Annotated in this window: 17 protein-coding genes and 3 tRNA genes; 5 read left to right on the top strand and 15 right to left on the bottom strand. The window is 32.8% G+C overall.

From position 1 onward, the window contains the following. Window positions 1–64 precede the first annotated feature (64 nt). From N4A68_15030 to N4A68_15010, 5 genes are all read right to left on the bottom strand, one after another. Window positions 65–1849 carry a cell wall metabolism sensor histidine kinase WalK gene (locus N4A68_15030; protein ID MCT4565608.1) on the bottom strand — a complete coding sequence of 595 codons (1785 nt, stop codon included), beginning with the start codon at window positions 1847–1849 and terminating at the stop codon, window positions 65–67. 1 nt (window position 1850) lies between these two features. Continuing rightward, the gene (yycF, locus tag N4A68_15025) at window positions 1851–2540 is read right to left on the bottom strand and encodes a response regulator YycF (GenBank protein ID MCT4565607.1); all 690 of its coding nucleotides are present in this window, start codon (window positions 2538–2540) and stop codon (window positions 1851–1853) included. 477 nt (window positions 2541–3017) lie between these two features. Next, the gene (locus N4A68_15020) at window positions 3018–3818 is read right to left on the bottom strand and encodes a peptidase MA family metallohydrolase (protein ID MCT4565606.1); all 801 of its coding nucleotides are present in this window, start codon (window positions 3816–3818) and stop codon (window positions 3018–3020) included. A gap of 192 nt (window positions 3819–4010) precedes the next feature. Continuing rightward, window positions 4011–5348, bottom strand: coding sequence for a peptidoglycan DD-metalloendopeptidase family protein (locus N4A68_15015; protein MCT4565605.1), 1338 nt, complete (start codon window positions 5346–5348; stop codon window positions 4011–4013). A gap of 290 nt (window positions 5349–5638) precedes the next feature. Continuing rightward, window positions 5639–7177: a M1 family metallopeptidase gene (locus tag N4A68_15010; protein MCT4565604.1), complete on the bottom strand. Its 1539-nt coding sequence runs from the start codon at window positions 7175–7177 to the stop codon at window positions 5639–5641. A 329-nt stretch (window positions 7178–7506) separates the two neighbouring features. Between N4A68_15010 and N4A68_15005 the strand changes: the two genes are divergently transcribed. From N4A68_15005 to N4A68_14985, 5 genes are all read left to right on the top strand, one after another. Continuing rightward, window positions 7507–8568 carry a DnaD domain protein gene (locus N4A68_15005; GenBank protein ID MCT4565603.1) on the top strand — a complete coding sequence of 354 codons (1062 nt, stop codon included), beginning with the start codon at window positions 7507–7509 and terminating at the stop codon, window positions 8566–8568. Window positions 8569–8581: 13 nt separating this feature from the next. Then, entirely contained in the window at window positions 8582–9568 is a 987-nt protein-coding gene (locus tag N4A68_15000) for an ATP-binding protein (protein MCT4565602.1), read from the top strand. Between the two features lie 122 nt (window positions 9569–9690). Next, window positions 9691–9766, top strand: a tRNA-Lys gene (locus tag N4A68_14995). Window positions 9767–9833: 67 nt separating this feature from the next. Then, window positions 9834–9908 (top strand) — tRNA-Glu (locus N4A68_14990). Between the two features lie 115 nt (window positions 9909–10023). Then, window positions 10024–10099: transfer RNA gene (locus N4A68_14985), tRNA-Thr, on the top strand. 313 nt (window positions 10100–10412) lie between these two features. On the opposite strand, the gene N4A68_14980 is transcribed toward N4A68_14985, so the two are convergent. The 10 genes from N4A68_14980 to N4A68_14935 form a co-directional block, all read right to left on the bottom strand. Further along, window positions 10413–10988, bottom strand: a complete 576-nt coding sequence (locus N4A68_14980; GenBank protein MCT4565601.1) for a hypothetical protein — start codon at window positions 10986–10988, stop codon at window positions 10413–10415. A gap of 112 nt (window positions 10989–11100) precedes the next feature. Then, complete coding sequence (locus tag N4A68_14975) at window positions 11101–12387, bottom strand: adenylosuccinate synthase (GenBank protein MCT4565600.1); 1287 nt, start codon at window positions 12385–12387, stop codon at window positions 11101–11103. A 175-nt stretch (window positions 12388–12562) separates the two neighbouring features. Continuing rightward, window positions 12563–14266 (bottom strand): PocR ligand-binding domain-containing protein, encoded by a 1704-nt coding sequence (locus N4A68_14970; protein ID MCT4565599.1) that lies wholly within the window; start codon window positions 14264–14266, stop codon window positions 12563–12565. A 400-nt stretch (window positions 14267–14666) separates the two neighbouring features. Then, the gene (locus N4A68_14965) at window positions 14667–15926 is read right to left on the bottom strand and encodes a TRAP transporter large permease subunit (GenBank protein MCT4565598.1); all 1260 of its coding nucleotides are present in this window, start codon (window positions 15924–15926) and stop codon (window positions 14667–14669) included. Continuing rightward, a complete protein-coding gene (locus N4A68_14960) occupies window positions 15926–16417 on the bottom strand; it encodes a TRAP transporter small permease (GenBank protein ID MCT4565597.1) in 492 nt (163 codons plus the stop codon). The genes N4A68_14965 and N4A68_14960 overlap by 1 nt, the downstream gene beginning before the upstream one ends. 100 nt (window positions 16418–16517) lie before the next feature. Beyond that, complete coding sequence (locus N4A68_14955) at window positions 16518–17531, bottom strand: TRAP transporter substrate-binding protein (protein ID MCT4565596.1); 1014 nt, start codon at window positions 17529–17531, stop codon at window positions 16518–16520. Window positions 17532–17559: 28 nt separating this feature from the next. Continuing rightward, a complete protein-coding gene (ilvD, locus tag N4A68_14950; protein MCT4565595.1) occupies window positions 17560–19218 on the bottom strand; it encodes a dihydroxy-acid dehydratase in 1659 nt (552 codons plus the stop codon). A 334-nt stretch (window positions 19219–19552) separates the two neighbouring features. After that, window positions 19553–19762 carry a DUF1858 domain-containing protein gene (locus tag N4A68_14945; protein MCT4565594.1) on the bottom strand — a complete coding sequence of 70 codons (210 nt, stop codon included), beginning with the start codon at window positions 19760–19762 and terminating at the stop codon, window positions 19553–19555. A gap of 235 nt (window positions 19763–19997) precedes the next feature. Beyond that, complete coding sequence (locus N4A68_14940) at window positions 19998–20618, bottom strand: GNAT family N-acetyltransferase (protein ID MCT4565593.1); 621 nt, start codon at window positions 20616–20618, stop codon at window positions 19998–20000. 284 nt (window positions 20619–20902) lie between these two features. After that, window positions 20903–22093, bottom strand: a complete 1191-nt coding sequence (locus tag N4A68_14935) for an FAD-dependent oxidoreductase (GenBank protein MCT4565592.1) — start codon at window positions 22091–22093, stop codon at window positions 20903–20905. Window positions 22094–22444 lie beyond the last annotated feature (351 nt).

Here is a 22444-nt window from a genome sequence, read left to right as displayed (position 1 = left end):
TAATTATACTATCATTATATACCATTTTATATTACAGTGGTGTTACACTGCATTTAAAATAGTATTACACGGCTTTTACTTGGGTAGGAATTCTCATTCTTACCTCTGTCCCCTTATTAATTTCACTGTGAATTTCTATGCTTCCACTATGGGCCTCGATGATTTCCTTAGCTATTGATAAACCAAGCCCCGTACCTCCAAGCTCTCTGGAACGAGCCTTATCTACCCTATAAAATCTTTCAAATATTCGTGACAGATCCTCTTTAGGTATACCCATACCAGTATCCTTTACTATTATCAATGCATCATCATCACTTTTATCAAGATATATTTTGATATCTCCATATTCTTCAGTATATTTTATTGCATTACTAGTAATATTAAGTAAAACCTGTTCTATCCTATCAAAATCAAAACAAGCCGTTAGTTCCTTATAATCAGTGAAAAATTCAAGCCTTTGATTTTTATTCTTTGCAGTTATGCCAAGTTTTATAACAGTTTGCTGTATTAGCTTAACTAAATCATTCTCAATAATATTGAATTTAGTTTTATTATTGTCAAAATTAGATAATTGAAGTAAATCCCTTACTAATCTAGTCATTCTGTCGGCTTCACTATTTACAACTCCTAGAAATTGCTTTGTAATATCCTTATCTTCAAGCATTCCATCCAATAGGGTCTCAGTATAGCTTTTTATACTTGTAAGAGGAGTCTTCAGTTCATGGGAAACATTAGCTACGAATTCCCTCCTCATATTTTCTAGCTTTTGCTGTTTAGTTATATCCTTTAGTACTAATACCAATCCACCTATATTGTTATTTTCATCCTTAAAGGGTGCATAATCCACATTGTATATGGATTCATAAATACCTATGGATTCGCTACCTATTAAAGCTTCATTATTGTCTATTATATATTTAAGTGTAAGCTTACTATTTAATGGCTCAAATAGTTCATCATACTTCTTTTCAGTCATCATCTGTTTTGAAAATCCTAGCATCTCCATTGCCTTTGGATTGGCATGTATAATCCTACCATCCTTATAAACAGCTATGAGTCCATCGGCCATATAATTTAAGATAGTCTCCATCTTACTTTTTTCACTTGATATCTCTCCCAAGGTTGTTTCCAGTTTTCCCGTTAGGAAATTAAACATCTCCGCCAGTTTACCAATCTCATCATCGGACTTGATATCAACCCGTTGATTAAAATCACCCTTAGCCATCAATGCAGCTTTCTCCGTTACATCGTTAATAGGCTCCGTTATACTCTTGGCTAAAAGATATCCAAGTATTACTGTAATACCCAGGGCTAATGCTACTGCTCGGGTCATTATCTTCTTAGATTTATCTAAAGTATTATATATTTCTGTTAGATCCGATCTTATATATAGAACTCCTACTATTTTTTCATTTCTTTTTATAGGTAGTGCTATGTTTTTTGTTCGTCTTTCCTTTGAAAGATCATCTTTTTCAGCCACTTCTTTCTTTCCACTTAATACATGTATAATAAGCTCTTCATCCAATTCGCTTACTGCATTTATTCCTTGAAATGAATCATTATCCGTTGCAACTATTTGTAAAGAATCGTCTATGATGAAGGTTTCTTCAAAGGAGCCCTTTGACCACTGTTCTACAATGCTTTGCAGAACTTCTTTTTGCTCATCTAGACTAGATTCCTTTGGTATTCTCTCCATGATATGGTCAGATGTATACTCTAATCTACTCCTTACGACATTTAAATGATGGGACTGGAAGCTTCGAATGATATATACACCTATAATTGCCATTGCAATAAATACCAATGCAAAATAAACCGTTATAAATTTCCATCTAATGCTTTTAAACATCCTAAATCCTCCTGAAGTAATACCCTACTCCACGCTTTGTAAGAATATACTTGGCATTACTGGAGTCATCTTCAATTTTTTGCCTTAGTCTTCTAACAGTAACATCCACTGTTCTTATATCCCCATAATATTCATAACCCCATACATCCTTGAGGAGTTGTTCCCTAGTAAAAACTTGATTTTCTTGAGTTGCAAGAAATTTAAGCAGCTCAAATTCCCTTAATGTAAGATCAATGATCTCGTCGCCCTTTTTGACTTCATATTTTTCAAGGTCAATTATAAGGGTTCCCGACATTATACTGCTGCCTTGGCTGTTCTTTTTATCTACTTGTATCCTTCTAAGATTAGCCTTTACCCTTGCTATAAGCTCCCTCATACCAAAGGGCTTAGTTATATAATCATCTGCTCCAAGCTCAAGTCCTAAAACCTTATCCACTTCTTCTTCCTTAGCTGTAAGCATCAATATTGGCATATTGAAGGTTTCCCTTACCTTTCTACAGACCTGGAAACCATCAAGCTTAGGAAGCATTAAATCCAATAGGATCAAATCCGGCCCAAATTGGTAAACCTTTTTTAAGGCTTCCTCTCCATCAAAGGCAACATCAACTTGAAATCCTTCCTTAACTAAATTAAACTTTATAATATCTGAAATCGGCTTTTCATCATCAACTACAAGTATCTTCTTGTCCACCCTTTATCACCTCTAATAAATTAATTTTAAAATATATATTTCACATATAGAGATTCTTTAATTTATACATATCAAAACTCCCTAGAAATATCGCATATTTTGCTATGCATAAATTAAGATTTACCCTAAACTCTCTATAATCTCGTTATTTCTTAAATGTACAATATCCATAGCAAAACTATACCATAAATATGGGTTCTATATAGTAAAACTCAATTTATACATATAAAAATACTCAGCTTCTCTGGGAGTTTTGGATATGTATAAACTAAAGCCTTCACTCATAATCCCCATTTCATAATTAATGGTAAAATTCTTCTATGGCTTTTAAAAATCGCTCAGACAAAAGCCTGAGCAATTTGTATGTTATTATTATGATATCTTTTATCTTTATACTTGTCTATACTTTTAATCCAGATTATTAATAGAATGTTAAAAAAGTGCAGATGCTTTTAACTTTATATCAATAATGTGAATTTAGATATTCAATTTTGAAACTTTATCCTTTGTTACTATTTCAAAGGCATTATTAAAAGTATGCCCATCTTCCAATTTTTTTATGATTTCTTTTATACTCTCAAATCCATAGGTATCTGCCATATACTTTACTACTCTAAATGACTGTGTGTAGGCTAAATACTGATCTAATTTGTTAAATTTATCATTTAACTCCTCGATAGAATATATCTTTTCTTCCTCAACTTCCTTTCCCCATTCATATCCTGTATGAATATACTCTGAATAAAGAGCTACCCCTTCAGTAAACCATAAAGGATAATTACCCTTAGTAATATCATCTATAATCAGATGGGTAAACTCATGAACCATAGGCCCTTCATCCATAAACAAGGATTTCATATCCTTGTGGGGAGGACACCATAATCTCGGAGACAAAATTTGAATAGTAGATGCATAGTATACACCCATAGGAGGTTTAGATTCCCCAAGATTTACATTTTTTAAAAGCTCCTCTGAATTATCATATAATACAACTACTGTTTTATCCTCTGGATAATAATCAAATAACCTACATATATCATCATAATATTTTTCTGATGCTTTTTCAATAAGCTCCAAAACTTCTGGATCGCTGTTTTCATATCTTATAACAAAATGCTTTGTTTCAATTTCATTGTAGTCCTTTATATTAGCAAGAACTGTTTTCTTAGGTATATTTCTAAATAAAATATATAAATCTCCTTTTATACCTAGGACATTTAAAAATATTAAAATAACTACAATACATATTGTTATTAGCACATAATATCTTTTTTTCATGTGCATCCCCTCCCCCTTATATCAATATGTATATGAGGGAATACACCAATATTATACCATTATATTATGTAAACTCATATGGTAATTTAAACCAATATTTTGATTCATCTTAATATTTATGGAACTAATCAAGGGATTTCTTCGTCATATATTGTGTATAAAAAAAGAAGTCTTTATCAGACTCCTCTATTATTAATACTTAACATATTTAGTTGGATTTACAGGAGTACCATTCTTTCTAACCTCAAAATGAAGATGTGGTCCTGTACTTCTTCCTGTATTTCCACTATTGGCTATTGTTTGTCCTTTAAATACCTTGGCACCCTTCTTGACAAGTAGCTTGCTATTATGGGCATATAGCGTTTTTATATTGGCACCATGATCTACAATAATGCATTTTCCATATCCACCCTTAGTTCCTGAAAATACAACTTTGCCGCCATCAGCAGCTTTTACAGGAGTACCTATTGGAAGCCCTATATCTATTCCAGTATGCCTTCTCCCCCATCGCCATCCAAATGGAGAAGTTATTACACCTCTACTTGTCGGCTTAGCCAGTTTTCCTGTTCCTATCTTTGGAGGAGGATTTTTGGTTCCCTTAAGTACTACTTTGGTGGTGGGCTGTGCAATTATATTTTCCTGTAATATATCTCTTTTTTTCTCTATACCATTTTCCTTGGATACCTCTGCTTTAACTTCTCGCTCACCCTTTTTTCCTGCTTTCTTTACTCTAACTTCACCTTTATATAAAACATTTGTTTCTTCATATTCTGTTTCAAATGCTATGTATTCTTTGTATTGCTGTATCTCAGTTGTAACAACAGTTAGCATAGGTTTTGGCACTACCAAGCTAATTTCTTGTCCAATCTGTAGTCTTTCAGGCTTAACTCCGGGATTTGCTTTTATAAGGTCGTCGGGTTTTATATTGTATTTTTCAGCAATAACCCAGTAGTTCTCTCCCTTTTGTATATTATGTATTTTAGTTTCACTTGTACCCTTGGTTATATAATGTAGTATTTCTTCATATCCACCATTTGCCTGTAGATCGTCTACAGTTCCTAGTTTCTCCACGATCTTAAGCTCTTCTTTAAATCCAACTTCTTCTATTTTGATATCTTCACCCTCTGTAAATGGCTTTATGATATCATCAAGAAGCTTGTCCGCCCCTTGCTTTGTTCTAAATGCAGCTAACTCATTTCCATCAACATTTATAGAATATACGGGTATTTTTACTTTTAATATATCATAGATATCATCTTTTATACTGGATATACCGGTTATTTCCTTTTTAGGTTGTGACATAGCTCCTTCATTAGAAGAATCTTTTTGCATACTAAAATTCTCTACTTTAACTGAACTGGTCAATCTTGTATTGTTTGGTTCATTATTATATGTCAAAAATACTGTTATAAGCAGTATACAAATAGCAGCTGAAACTAATAATATTTTATTTTGCCTCATATCCTTAAACTTATCAATATATTCTTTAATATATTTTTTGAGGCTACTAAAATAATCTGAATTAGACATAATTTTCTCCTCTAAAAGTTTTCCACGCTTCTTTTGTTTGAACATTCAGAATCTTGTAATATTCCTGTAATGTTTGCTTTTATAGTATACCATATTCTATAAAGAGTTCCAAGTAAATCTTAATTTATACATATCAAAATATCCTATACTTCCGGAGAGTTTTGATATGTATAGATTAAAGCTTTAACTGTAATCCCTGTAATTAATGGTATTTTTGTTTATTTTTTTATATGACCAAGTGAAGTTACATTGGTACAAGCTATTATATAGAATATGCTTATACATACAATTTATTCATCAATACCCTTAAGCCATTTTTCAAAAATAGGGTTGAGGTCTTTATCTGAGACCATTTCACAGGTTTTTATAAAGTCTTCTGTAGTGGCATTTTTATATTTATATTTGTCAAAATAGATTTTTAATATATCAAAAAAAGCTTCATCTCCTAATTCTTCCCTAAGGCTTTGGATAAACATTGCTCCTTTACAATAAACTAGAGCTTGATATTCCCTAGGACTTTTAAAGTCCTGTAGATGCTTTAATATGACTTCATTTTCTGGTTTATCAAAGTTTCTATATAAATTGTAGCCTCCTAATATCATTTCCTTATACATCTTATCCCTTGCTTCCCTTCCATATTTATTTTCATAATATAGCAAAGTAGAGTATTCTGTTAAGGCTTCATCTAACCAAGCTTCTTTGATCTCATTATTCCCCACAATCCCATACCACCACTGATGGGCTGTTTCGTGGACGATAATATACTCAAGCATTTCATCATTACCCTTATACATCTCTTCATTTATAAAAACCAGCTTGGGGTATTCCATTCCCCCTATAAAAAAATCCGACGCGGCTACGGAAAAATGTTTATAGGGATAGTTTCCAAAGGCTTTATTAAATATCTCAATGGAATCCTTAGCCGCTTTTAAAGAAAGTTCTGCAGATTGGTCTTCAAAATAATAGCTTCTAATAGAAATGTCCCCCGTCTCATCTTCAATAATCTTATATCTATTGCTTGCAATCATGGCAAAATCCCTTACCCTTTGAGCCTCAAATGTCCATCTAGAATTTCCATCTATGCTTTCTTTTTTTATTAAATCCCCTGTAGATGCTAATACATAGCGGGGAGGCATTGTCATCACAACTCTATAATTAGAAATATCACTGAAGAAAGGATCGCCTATTGAATAATATGGGTCAAGATTCCAGCCCCCTTCATCGATAACCGAAGCTATAGGATACCAATTTGCCACATTAATTGTATTTTTACCAAAACCAAATCTACCATATGAAGGTGGAAGCTTTACCATGAAATCTATATATATCTTGGTTTTATCTCCTGGTTCTAATTCCTCATTAAGATTCACCTTTAGTATGGAATTACCCTTACCAATGATCAAAAAGCTTAAATCTCCCTTTGAGGATTTTATGGAATTGATATTAATATATCCAGGCTCAAAACCATCCGCATAGGCTCTATCCATTTCACCAGCATCAAAGGGTACAGTTTCTTTGCCCTTAAAGACATTGGGATATATATGGAAATACACAGTCTTTATGTTTTTTGACCAGTTATTAGTGTAGGTAATTTTCTCAGCTGCTTCTATAATTTTTTCTTCCTCATAAAATACGGCATTGATTTCATACTCGTTTATATCTTCTACATCTGGCATTAGTTCATCAAAAACTATGACACTGGTTTTACCTATTATATATATATTTGCAAAAATAAATAAAGCTATCCCCATCATCAAGAAAGTCATTAAGCCTTTCTTATGTTTTATATATCTAATTTTTGTTAAAGCTTTAAGTGGAGATTTTTTCATACATTATCATCCTCCATGACCTAATATTTAAGATGTCATTCCTATATAAATATATCTATTTAATTGTAATTTATTCCCTATATTACTTTGTTAACATCAATTATGATATAATTAGGCATATGAAAAAAATTAAAAAGACTAGTAGCATAGCTATATAGGGATTTTAGTATAGACTTTAACTTATACTATAAAAACCCTATATAGATATTCCAGTTAAACAGTTAATTTATAAACATCAAAACTCCCTAGAATCATGGGATATTTTGATATATATAAATTAAGTTTAGCTTTTGGAAATCTATATTAAAGAGCAAATGGAAGGTGTTTTTATGAGTTTTATAAAAAAGACAACAGAGATTGATTTTGGTCAAACACCAATTGAAAATATATTTATCAATGACTTCATGCCCATGGCTGATGGTACATATGTCAAGGTATATTTATTGGGATATAAGTATGCGAGTGACAGAGATGAAAATATAATCCTTGATAATAATACTATTTCAAAACATCTAAACATCCCCCTCGTTGATGTTTTAAAGGCCTGGGAGTTTTGGGAAAAAGTAGGAATAATTAAAAAGCATACAAAGGATACCTCAGATGATAATGATTTCATTGTTGAATTTTTATCATTGAGACAGTTATATATAGATAATAACTATGAACTTAAAAGCACTCCTAAGGCCCAGCCTCCTCAAAGTACACAGGAGCATAACTGTTCACCGGATGATCTAATGGAGGCAAATAAAATACCGGAGATCAAAAACATGTTTTATCAGATAGATCAGCTTATGAGAAGACAGCTAACGGTCAATGAAAGAATAACTGTACTTGAATGGATATATAACTTTAACATGGATCCTGATATAATAATCAAAGCATTTGAATACAGTATTGAAAAAAGAAACGTAAAAAGCATTAGATATGTTGGCGGTATAATAAGGAGCTGGTATGATGGTGGCATAATCAATTTGGAAAAGCTTGAGGATCACTTAGATAATTCCGATAGAAAATATATATATTACGATAAAATCTTTAAAGCCCTTGGTTTTAGTTTTAGACAACCTTCTAAGGCTGAAAAGGAAACCATGGATATTTGGATTGATAAGTGGGATTTTTCAATAGATATAATACTTAAGGCCTGTGAGAATTCCAAAAAAACCTCTAATCCAAGTATAAATTATATAAACAGCATACTATTAGCTTGGAAAAATGATGGTCTTAAAACCCCCGAGGAAGCTGAAAACAGAAATCAAGAAAAAAGAACTACTGGCAAGAAGCAAAACACTAGAATTGGTAAGGCTAAAAACAATAAGTTTCATAATTTTAAACAAAGACCTATTGAATACTCAGATGACCAATTAAAGAAAATGTTAAGAATTAAAAAGTAAAGTAGGTGACTTTATGAATGGAAGTTTTATCAAAGATATATTGCTTAAGTACGAAAAAAGAAGAGATGATGCTGAGAAAGAACTCCAATATAGAAAGGCCGAAGTTTATAACATAGTTCCTAGGCTAAAGGATCTTGATGATGAAATCTCAAAAATAGGCATAAAGCTATCTAGGACAATCCTTCAAAATCCTTCTGACTATGAGGTTGAAGTCGAAAAGATTAAAAGGTACACAGAAAAATTAAAGCAAGAAAAGGCCATACTTTTAACTGAGAATAATATACCCTTAAACTTTTTAGAAATAAACTATTCATGTAAGCTATGCAAGGATACGGGTTTTGTATCAAATGGTAAAAAATGCAAATGCTTCAAGCAGAAATTGATTGATAAAGCATATGCTATGTCTAATTTATCCAATTCATTAAACAATGAAAACTTTCAAACCTTTGATATAAATATTTTTTCTAATAAGAAATTTGAGGATGAAGATTTAACCCCTAGAGAAAATATGCTTAATATTTTAAGTGTTTCAGAGGGTTTTGTTAACAACTTCGGTAAAAACAATGGAGAAAATCTACTTTTTTATGGCACAACTGGTCTAGGTAAAACCTTCTTATGTAACTGTATTGCAAAAGCCCTACTTGATAAGGGTAAAATAGTCGTATATCAAACCGCATTTAAAATACTTGAAATTATTGAAGAATATAAGTTTAATAAAAATAAAACCCCGGAGCTTAGAATGAGTTATGATCTACTTTTTGACTGCGATCTATTGATCATAGACGACCTAGGTACTGAACTTACTAATACTTTTACTAATATAGAAATTTTCAATATAATTAACAATAGAATCATTCAAAACAAAAAAACCATAGTTTCAACTAATCTTGGTCCCATCGATATAGCCAATACCTATAGTCATAGAGTTTCTTCAAGAATATTTGGTAGATTTGAAATGCTTGAGTTCTATGGCCCCGATTTAAGATGGGAAGTAAACTAATATTATTTTTTAAAGAATTCGCCTTCATGGTGGATTTTTTTATCCAAATTATACATAAAAAATATTGTAGATTTTTGTTGACATGTTAGATATTCTACTGTAATATATATAACTGTGAGCAAGACCCATTAGCTCAGTCGGTAGAGCACCTGACTTTTAATCAGGGTGTCCCGCGTTCGAGTCGCGGATGGGTCACCAGTTCTATTTGTCTGTAGGACAAATAGAAGACAAGTACATTTTTGATGTCTTTGTATCACAATAGTTTGGCCCCTTGGTCAAGCGGTTAAGACACCGCCCTTTCACGGCGGTAACAGGGGTTCGAGTCCCCTAGGGGTCACCAGTTATATTTATCTGTAAGATAAATATAGGGCAAGTACATTTTTGATAGTTTGTCCGTCGGACAAATAAAAGGCAAGTACCGCTTTGATAAAACAAGCGGGGTGAGTTTCTTTTTGGCTGGTGTAGCTCAATTGGCAGAGCAGCTGACTTGTAATCAGCAGGTTGCGGGTTCGAGTCCCATCACCAGCTCCATTATATAAGAAGGGATGTATGATAAGGTGCATATGTCTCTTTTTTTCATTTTTTGTATAAAAAAAGCGTCATCAAAACGAAACGCTTTTAGGGTTATATGCCTTGTATATAGATTTCCAAAAATTAAAGTTTTGACTGGAATCTCTATAGATGAAATTGCATAACTCTTACTTGGCATAATTGCATATGCGAATATCATCCTTAATTTAATTACTTAAGATATAAGCATATTTGGTGGTATAGCTATTGGGATTTTAAAACTACATGTGGTAGATGGTTTTTATAGAAAGTAATTATGCAATTTGCTCTATAGCTATCCTTCCATTTCTTTTTTCTTTGATTCATAATAAATCTCGAAGCAACGAAAGATAATGACCAATAATTCACATATGATCTTCCATAAAATAAGTCCGACAGCAAATGTAATAATATATGAAATAATTAAAGTAAACAGTCTGCTGTAATCAATATCATAACTAATAAAGTTAAATATAATAGTACCGAAATAGGTTTTAAAAACATAAGCCCAAAAACATACTACAATAATCCCTGTATAAAATAACTTGGTTATAATATTGTCTACGGACATTTCTCCTAATATAAAAAACCTTTTAATAAAGGGCTTGTCTTTATTAAAATTAGTACCTAATATTATAATAAAAATCCAGAGTATAGTTAAAATAGAGAATGTCAGAATCCCATGTATAAAGCCTATTCCTACATTCGGCATAAATATTTCTACAGCAGAATGATTCTCGATAACATACCGTTTTATAGGATTTTGATTAGATTTATAGATACCAGTATTAATGGCTAAATATATAATAGGAAGTATTCCTATATAAAATATTTTGGATGTTTTAAAAAAATTCAATATTCTTTTACCCATACTTAACCTCCTAATAGTAATTTCATCTACAATATTTACCAAGAACAATTATAACATCTATTCTTGGAGCATTGTAATTATAAAAAACTGCGGCCATTGCTGACCACAGTTTTTATCTGAATATACTATCTCTAACTATTGTCTGACTTCGTTTTGGCCCTATTGAAACAATCTTTACAGGTATTCCTACTAACTGTTCTATTCTCTCTATATATTTCCTAGCATTCTCCGGTAGCTCCTCGAAGCTTTTAGCCTCAGATATATCTTCATTCCAGCCTTCAAGTTCCTCATAAACAGGCTCACACTTTCCTAGTGTTTCTAAGGATGCCGGGAAGTTATCTATTATTTTATCTCCTAGCCTATAGCCTGTACAAATCTTGATCTTGTCAAATCCAGTAAGTACATCTAAAAGCATCAAGGATAAGCATGTCATACCATTTATTCTAGCAGAATACTTAACCATTACAGAATCAAACCATCCACATCTTCTCGCTCTACCCGTTGTTGTGCCAAATTCATTTCCTGCTATTCTGATTCTATCTCCTGTTTCATTATCCTCTTCAGTAACAAAGGGCCCTTTACCAACTCTTGTGGTATATGCCTTAGCTATGCCAAGTACCTCTTCAATCATGTTTGGGCCTACCCCTGATCCAGTCGTAAATCCACCGGAAATAGGATGTGAACTTGTTACATAGGGATAAGTTCCTAAATCTATATCAAGTAATGCTCCTTGAGCCCCTTCAAATAGAACTTTGTTATTATTTTTAACCTCATCATATACTATAACTGTGGTATCAGCTACATAATCCCTTATTTTTTCAGCATATTCTAAGTATTTTTCTATAATCTCATCCTTATCTACAGACTCCGAATCATAAATCTTCTCTATTATTTCATTCTTTTTCTTTACTTGAGCAGTGACCTTTTCTATAAATATTTCTTTATCCATTAGGTCACATATTCTTATACCGGATCTTTCTACTTTATCCATATAGCATGGTCCGATACCCTTTTTAGTGGTACCAATCATTTGATCTCCTCTAGCTTCCTCAGAAAGAGCATCTATGACCTTATGGTATGGAAATATTACATGGGCTCTATCACTTATCTTAATATTTTTAGTACTAACACCTTCCGCTTCAAGATTTTCAACTTCTTTTAAAAATCCTTCTGGATCGAAGACTACTCCATTTCCAATTACATTAATTGTTTCGGGATATAGTATTCCCGAAGGAATTAAATGAAGAGCATACTTCTTATCTCCAACTACTACAGTATGTCCTGCATTATTTCCACCTTGTCCTCTAACAACTACATCTGCCTCAGCAGCTAAATAATCTATTACCTTACCCTTACCTTCGTCTCCCCATTGTGCTCCAACAATAACTACGGTTGACATTTCCTACACCTTCTTTCAAAACATTAAATCCGAACGCACACATCTAATACTATCAAAATCCATGGTAATAGTCAATGAATTTGCGAATATTACCATGTGTATTATTTAGAACATTCGTTTGAATACTAATATTAATTTTATAGGGATTTCACAGCCTATGGTAAAATCCCCACAGCTATTCCTTATGATTTAATCTGTATTCTTTAGGTGTGCATTGTTCTGATTTCTTAAATATATGACTAAAATAGCTTATATTACTGCATCCAACTTTTTTGCTTATCATGGCTATCTTCATATTTGTATTTACTAAATATAGCTTTGCTTTCTCTATGCGGATTCTATTGATATAGTCCGATAATGACATCTTATTTTGTTCATTAAATATCTTACTTAGATAATTGGGACTAATATAGAATCTTTCTGCTATGGACTTGAGGTTTAAATCCTGGTAATAGTTTTGTTTTATATATATATTGACCTCATCTATTATTCCTTTATCATATTTATTAAGGATCGGTGTAAGTATCTGGACGCAATTATCAATAATTTTTTCAGCTATTATTTGTAATTGTGAATAATCACGGGCATTGTTGATTATTATTTTATATTCTCTCCTTATTTTAGATATACTTTGGGAATCATGGGTTTCTTTATATATTACCTTTGATATTACAGAGAATAGTTCAATAAAAACATCCTTAACTATGGTGATGGGAATATTTTTTTCCCGATAATTCTTAATAATATCTTTAACAATCCCTATACTTCTACCTTTATCTAATTGCCTCACACAATTTTCTAAATCCATTTCCTGTTTAAAAGGATAATCAATGTTGTATATATGATCCTTTGTATCCTCAATATACTTATTCATATTAAATTTAGAGTTCATTTCATATTTTAACAGCTTTTTGTTTGATTCATTTAAAGCATCTTCAAGATCAATATTATCCTGTATCTTTTGAATAATCTGCTTATTTTTCTCCTTTAATTCACTCTGTATTATATTACTTTCGATAATTCCAGTTATATATTTTGAAGCCACCATCAAGGATTCCACCAAGGCATATAGTCTACTTTTAGGAATCAACAGTATATCATTATAAGCCCTTTTCAAATCCTCAAAGCTTATTTTATGTTTTTTTGATATTAGCTGCAAGGTGTCTTCAATATTATCGGGCCTATTAATAAGCAGGTGTCCACATTTTATATATCCTATGATATTGTCCTTTACTAATATGGGACTCCAAAGCATTATTAGGCCATTTCTACATATGCAAACATCCTTTATTTTTGAAAGTGGACTTTTAATCACTGAAACTAAGCTTTCTTTACAATCCCCTTTATAGGGACATAATTCACAAAAAGAATTTTGGCTAGTAAACTTTGTTATATCAATTTTTTTGCCATCGGTTATCTTTACGGAAAGCTGTAAAAGATTAGATATATCCCTTTGTATCCCTTCAAGGATACCTAAATCTACATAATCCAATAAATTTTTGCTGCTTATAAGGGACATATTTGGCTGAAAATCCATGGTCTTTCCCGGGGTATATATAATCATCAATATAAGGTCTGTATCCTCCCTATTGGTAACCTCATGCTCTGAATAAGGTGGACAATGCAAAAACATACCCTCACTGATTATTTTCTCTTCACCATTTATTTGATGTATTCCTTCACCCTGTAATGTATATAGTATTTGTTCTTCCCCAAAGTGAGAATGCTTTGTATGCTTTGATTTTGCAAACAGTTTTACTAAACCAACACTCATTCTTTCAAGACTGTGCTGTTTAGGTTCATGAAGCCACATAACCTCGCCCCACTCAAACCTTTGTATATCTTCACTTTTAGAAGGAAAATTCAAAATGTTTTTCATATTTTATTCATCCTTTGATACAAATATAATTAGGTACAATATAATCCCAAATTTATAGGACAAAGCTACCTATAGTTTTTTACCCAATTATATCATATTTTTTACTTTCTAAAAAAGTCCATCTCCAAGAGAATCAAACCTATAACCCTTGGTTTGAACCCTAACGAAGCTGGACTTTTGTATAAGGATTTATAAAATATTAGTATTCATAGATGTACGCTAATAAAAATTCAGCAACAAAAATAGCCACTGAGGTTTCCTTTTAGTTACCTTTACAAACCTGTTTTGTCCTCTTTTTATTCAAATGATAAACTGGTTTGTGGGAGGAACGTAAAAGGATTCTCAGTAGCTCTCTCACTTAAATTGAACTCTACAAACGTAAATTTATATTTCTTTTACTTTAAAAAATTATAGGAAATACCAAGGGTAAATATAGTATAAGCAACAACACTATTATCAAACCAAACAGATAGGGTAGTATAGCCTTAGTAATCCTTTCGATTGGCAGATCAGTGATTGTGGACGCTACATACAGGTTTATTGCAACAGGAGGTGTAATCATTCCTATGGCTAATCCCATTACCATTATCAATCCAAAATGAATAAGATTGATACCAAGCTGATCTACTAATGGTAAAAATACTGGGGTAAGAATTATTAGTGCAGATGCAGTCTCCATAAATACTCCTGTTATCAATATTATTATTGTAATCAGCAGCATTATTATATATTTATTCGATGACATTGCTAAAACTCCACTGGCTATAGCTGTAGGTATATTCCAGTTAGCTAATATCCAGCTCAAAATTGATGATGTTGCGATTATGAACATGACTACAGACATGGTCATAGCCGATTTACATATTATCTGAAATACATCCTTAAGCTTCATATCTCTGTATATGAATAAAGAAACTATCAATGCATAATTGACTGCTATTACAGCGGCCTCCGATGGTGTAAAGTAACCCGAAAAAATCCCCCCAAGTATGATCACAGGAGTTAAAAGACCCCATATGGCATCCTTAAATGTTCTCCAGATATTTTTCACGCTAAACTTTGCTCCTGTAGGGTAATTTCTATCTATGGCTTGCTTTATAGATATACCTATGAGCATTAAACCCATCATTATACCAGGTACGAATCCATTTAGAAACAGCTTAGAAACCGACTGATCCGATATAACAGAATAGAGTATCATGGGAACCGATGGTGGAATAACTACACCTATAGTACCACTTGCCGCTATTAAAGCTGCTGAAGAAGCTTCATCATACCCCTTCTTTTTTAGCTCGGGAACTAATGTGGTACCTACAGCCGCAGTAGTTGCCGCACCGGATCCCGATATAGCTGCAAAAAACATACCTGCTAAAACAGAAACTATTGATAAGCCTCCCTTGAAAAAACCAAGTATGGAATCCGCAAATTCTACGAGTTTCTCCGATACCTTACCCTTTGCAAGAAGGTCACCGGATAAAATAAAAAATGGTACTGCAACCAAAGGAAATGAATCGGTTCCAGCAAACATCCTTTGAGTCAATATGACCAAGGGAACATCTTGAGTAAAAAGCGTTACCATACAGGATATACCTATTGCTATGGCAACTGGGACTCCTAATAAAAGCAGTATGAAAAAGGTAATAAATAATAATTGTACCATTATTTTACCTCCTTTACTTTAAATATTTCATCTAATATTCCTGTGATTCCATGAACAGCCATCACAATAAAGCTTATTGGAATAACTATATATACCCATCTCATAGGTATACGAAGGGCTGCTGAAACTTGAGTTGACTGCATTAACATATACTTGATCCCAAAACAAGCTACAACTACAAAAAATAATAGGGATAATACTATACTAAATACTATTACTATTTTTTTAGCTGTATTTTTGAACAAGTCAACGCAAAAGGTAACAGAAATATGCATACTCCTTTTATAGGCTAGGGTAGCACCTAAAAAGGTAGACCAAACTAATAAATATCTAGATAATTCCTCTGTCCATGTTAATGCATCAAAAAAAACTCTAAAAATAATTTGTAAAGAAATCGATACTATCATCCCTACAATGGTTACAAAAACCACCTTCATTATTAATGAATCTATATTATCACTAAGGTTTCTTAAAGCCTTTGTTACTCTCATAAAAATCCTTCCTTTTACTTTTTTTTAGCCCTAGTTTTCACTAGGGCTAATTTGATTAGTCATATAGTTTTACTAGAATCTCTATATCATTTTTCAAATACTATTTTAGCTCTTCTTGAATACGCTTGATATATTCACCATACTTATCACTATATTTTTCATATACTGTTTGAACGGTATCCTTGAATGGCTGTAAATCTGGATTAACAATTTCCATACCGTTTTTCTTTAATTCCTCTATCTGCTTTTGTTCATTTTCTGCATTTATCCTACGCTCATGCTCTGCTGCCTCCTGGGCACATTCCATAACAACTTTTTGCATATCCTCAGGTAATTTTTCAAACTTTTGCTTGCTCATCACAAATATGGCAGGTGCATAGGTATGTCTTGTCATAGATAAATATTTTTGTGTCTCATATAATTTAAAGGAATATATAACATTGACTGGGTTTTCTTGCCCATCTATAGTCCCCTGCTGTAAAGCAGTTAAAGCTTCAGTCCATGCCATAGGTACTGTATTTGCTCCTAAAGCCTTAAAAGTGTCTATATAAACTGGGTTTTCCATAACTCTTATTTTTAATCCATTTATATCCTCTGCAGTTTCAATAGACTTTTTAGAATTTGTTAGATTCCTAAAACCTCTTTCCGCATAGGCTAATCCCTTTAAATTAACATCCTCTAGCTTACCTAATAGTTCCTTTCCAACTGGCCCATCTAGTACCTTATAAGCTTCCTCTGGACTACCAAATAAAAATGGCAATTCAAATACGGCTATCTCTTCAACGAAGTTTGCCACAGGCCCATTAGTTATGATACCCATATCAACGGTTCCCATCTGCATACCCTCAAGTAATGTTCTTTCATCACCTAATGTGGCATTAGGGAATATTTCAATTTCAACCTTGCCACTAGTTTTTTCTTTAACTAATTCTTGAAATTTTAAAGCGGCAATATGGAATCCATCCTTTTCATTGACAACATGGGCAAGTTTAATCTTAATTGGATCTGCCCCAGCCGAGGCCTTTTCACTACTCTGATTTTTAGATTGCCCACAGCCCGTAAACAGACTTAAAGCTAAAATCATACATAACATTAAAGCTAATATTCTCTTCATTGGTTTGTTCCTCCTAAATAATAATATGTTATTTTAATACTGCACCGGTATTGGCTGATGTAACTAATTTAGCATATCTTGCTAAGTAGCCCTTTTTAACCTTTGGTTCAGGCTTTACATACTTTTGTTTTCTCTTAGTTATCTCTTCCTCACTTAATCTTACCTCTAACTTCTTATTAGATATATCTATCTCAATAATGTCACCATTTTCTATAAGTCCTATTAAGCCTCCCTCCATTGCCTCAGGAGATATATGTCCTATGGCTGCACCTCTAGTAGCTCCAGAAAATCTTCCGTCGGTAAGTAATGCAACATCCTTATCAAGTCCCATTCCAGCTATGGCCGATGTAGGCGATAACATCTCTCTCATTCCAGGTCCACCCTTAGGGCCTTCATATCTGATTACCACTACATCTCCTTTTTCTATTTTACCTTCAAATATAGAATTAACAGCTGCTTCCTCTGAATCATATACCTTGGCTGGACCTTCGTGCTTAAGCATCTCATCTGCAACGGCTGATTCCTTTACAACACAGCCATCGGGAGCAAGATTTCCTCTAAGTATTGCTAATCCTCCCGTTTCTCTATATGGCTTTTCCACAGACTTTACAATTTCTTTGTCTTTTATATTTGCATTTTTTATATTCTCCCCAACGGTAAGGCCCGTAACAGTAATCAAATCCTCTTTTATAAGTCCCTTTTTAGTAAGTTCCTTCATCAAAGCTGGTATGCCGCCTGCCAAATGAAGGTCTTCCATATGGTGTTTTCCACTTGGGCTTAGCTTTGTAAGATATGGTGTTTTCTTACTTATCTCATCGAACATATCAAGGCTAAGCTCTATACCTGCTTCGTGGGCTATCGCAGGAAGGTGTAGTACAGTATTTGTAGACCCTGCCATAGCCATATCTATAGTTATGGCATTTTTGAAAGCATCTAAAGTTAATACATCAAGAGGCTTTATGTCTTGTTCTATACACTGCATTACCTTCATACCAGCATATTTTGCTAATCTTATTCTTTCACCGGAATGGGACATAGCTGTACCATTGTAAGGTAATCCCATGCCTAAAACCTCTGTTAAACAATTCATACTGTTTGCAGTAAATAATCCAGAACATGATCCACAGCCTGGGCATGCTTTCATAGAAATTTCTTCTAAATCTTCCTCGGACATTTGTCCTTTCTGATATGTTCCTACTTTTTCGATTATAGTACTAAAATCAATATCCTCTCCACCATGCTGTCCAGCCCTCATTGGCCCACCACTTACAACCACACAGGGGATGTTTAATCTAGCAGCCGCCATTAACATGCCTGGAACAATCTTATCGCAATTTGGTATCAGTACCAGTCCATCAAATCCGTGGGCTAAAGCCATAGCTTCCACTGAATCTGCAATTAATTCTCTACTTGCCAATGGGTATCTCATACCATCATGTCCCATGGCTATTCCATCACATATTCCAATAGCAGGGAACTCTATAGGAGTTCCTCCTGCCATTGCTACTCCCATTTTTGCTGCCTGAGCAATTCTATCTAAATGCATATGTCCTGCTATGATTTCATTATGTGCATTAACAATTCCTATTAATGGCTTATCCACTTCTTCTTTAGTGTATCCCATACCATAAAATAATGATCTGGCAGGAGCGCCTTTAGAACCGCCAAATATTTTATCACTTTTCACTGTAATCTCTCCTATCCTCTACTTTTAATAAATTGAGCAAATTGCATAATTACTATCTATAGAAACTTCCTATTACATATAGTTTTAAAATCTCCAAAGCTATACCACCAAATATGCTATACCTTAATTACTCAGATTAGGGATGATATTCCCATATGCAATTCTGCCAAGTTAAAATTATTTGATTTCCTCAATTATATATGATGTTACTATTAAATATTTACAAAATATTATAAATTTTTTTATTTCTGAAAATATCAAAATATTATTATTTCTTATCAAAATATTATTATAAAAAAAGAGTGGACTCTATATCCACTCTTTCATCTCTTTCTTATTTCCCTTGATTTTCAAGATATTCATTTAAGGCTTCGACAAGGTTATCTGCATCTATACCATGAACTCTGGCAGCATCACCGATGCTTTCCATAGTAGCACCAGCACAACCAAGACAATGTAATCCATGCCTCATAAATACCGTAGCTGTTCCTCTGTTTATTGTTAGAACCTGGGCAACAACCATATCTTTAGTTATTTTTGTCATAGATTTACCTCCTTGTTTTTTGTATCACTATATATTATATCATTATACAAACTAATAAGGTAATAAGGCATGGGAAAAAAATAAACCAGCGAAATGCCCAGAACTATCACATATTTGTCCACGTATAAGTTAAGTTATACTATGAAAACCCTATAAAGATAAACAACATCAAGGTTTAATATATCCCTTTCGACATATGGATATCAACAATTTCCAGATAACTTATCCACACAATTCACAGACTTATCAACAATTTTTCTTTTTCTTTGTGGAAAAGGTATTTTTTCTTCGTTATATACATATAATAATATTTTGTCATTAGTTTACAATCATCTAATCTGAATTCCTTGTTGTCCTTAACAATTCTTTTCATTGTCACTAACCCTATATTCTGTTCTTCAAACTCATCTAAAACTTCCTTGAATACTTGAAATCCACATTTTTCGTAACAGCGAAGGGCTCTTTTATTAAATTTTGCTACTTTTAGATTCAATCTTTTCATTTTCAAAACATTGAAATACATATCTAAAAAATTACTTAAGGCATCTGTTCCATAGCCCTTATTCAATTTGTTTGGATCAAAAACTATACCCATTTCACTTTCTCTTTTTAAAAATTTGATATCTCTAATGGCTATATATCCTATAAGATTATCCTCTATATCTTCGATGGTAAAGCATCTTTTTCTTAAATCCTTTGCCTTAATTTTATACCATAAATCTCTTTCCAGACTCGATAGATTTGGAAAGTTATAATGTAAAAATACTGGGTCTTCATGCTTTCCCCATAAAAGCATTTTATCCACATCTTCTCTTATAAGCTTCCTTATTTTAGTCCTATTCCCCGCCATAATCATATATCCCACTCCCCAAAAAACAAAGACGTATATCACGTCTCAGGCAATTGACAAATCCGAATTTCTTCGTTGTTGCTGAAACCCAGAACCCTTACGTATGTCTGTATACGCTACGGCCTCTGGGTTTCAGCACGCCTCGAACTTCAAATTTCTCAACTGCCTGACATCTTGTTGACTTTGTCAACAATCTGAGACGTATATCACGTCTTTGTAGTTCTAAGTGATAAGTTCTAATATTGGGGTCATTCCATAGAGAGTTTAGGGTAAATCTTACATAAATCATTCTAAAGACTATCTAGGATCTCTTCCCCTGTAATATATTTATCAAGTGCATCACTTATGTCCACATTTTCATTTACTGATTTCTTTAAAACTACCATTTTCCTTATATCACCTGTAAGTACTCCTCCAATTAACTTTCCACCGTCTATAAATAATTTATGAAAATGGTTATCTCCTTGAATTTTTATTTCTTTTTCCCCTTTGCTCACATTTCCAACGGAGAACATCTTTGTATTTCCAATAAGTAATGTGGCAGCAGGCTTTGGCATCTTATACTCCCTCTCATCGCCCCACATATTTGCTCCTGCAACTTTTCCTTGATCCATGGCAGTTGACCATAATGCAAGAACTAGACCATCATACTGGGCTATATCTCCAGCCGCATATATAGAATCTACATTGGTCTTCATATATTTGTCAACTACTATTCCCCTATCTACTTTAATATCTGTTCCCTGGGCTATATTTATATTTGATCTAACCCCAGTGGAAATGAGAACTAAATCGCTTTCAATTATTCTTTCATCCTTTAGCTTAATGCCACTTACCATCCCATCTCCTATAATTTCCTGGGCAGCAGCATTAAAATAGAAATTTAAGCCTTCTTTTTCTAGCTGTTGTTGTAAATAATTTCCCAATTCTTCGTCAAGCTGTCTAGGCAGTAAATATGGTGAAAATTCTATTATATTTACTTTTTTCCCTAATTGATTTAATGCCCATGCTGCCTCTAATCCTAGAAGCCCTCCTCCTATAACAGAAACAGTACTACACTTTTCTGCACGGTTTTGTATATCAATTAGATTTTCTATAGTTCTTAGTGCAAATACACCTTTTTTATCGACCCCACTGATTGGTGGAATAAATGGGCTACTGCCATTTGCTATTAAAAGTTTATCGTATTGTATTTTTTCTGTAGTGTCAGTTATTACTTCCTTGCTATTAGTATCAATATTGATTACCTTTGTATTTAATAATACTTCAATTGCCCTTTCTTTATACCAGTTTTCATCATGTACAAGTAATTCTTTTATGGAATACTCTTTTTTACTAATGAAATGGGAAAGCTTAACTCTATTGTAGGTTAAATATTCCTCACCCCCGATTATTATAATCCTTCCTTCATTGTCATTTTTTCTTATTTCTTCCGCTGCAGATAATCCTGCCATTCCATTACCAATAATCACATAATTCATCTAATCAGCTCCTAGTACTAATATATAGAGAGTTCCAAGTGAATCTCAATTTATACATATAAAAATATCCGATGTTTCTGGGTAGTTTTGATATGTATAAATTAAAGTTTTGACTGGGATCTCTGTATGTAACCAATATTATTTATTCTGAATTGGTTATTCTTACTAATAGTACAAATACCCTTTTTTATCAAAAATAAACAAAAACAGTCTTTCAAGACTGCTTTTTCTTAAAATATATAATCTTTTTGTTGATCTCAGTGGTTATAGATATTCCAGTTAAACAGTTAATTTATACACATCAAAAATCCCTAGAAACATCAGATATTTTGAGATGTATAAATTAAGTTT

This window comes from Maledivibacter sp., from assembly GCA_025210375.1.
Classification (GTDB): Bacteria; Bacillota; Clostridia; order Peptostreptococcales; family Caminicellaceae; genus JAOASB01.
The sequence above is the reverse complement of the archived record's forward strand: the minus strand, read 5'-3'. Positions and strand labels throughout refer to the sequence as shown.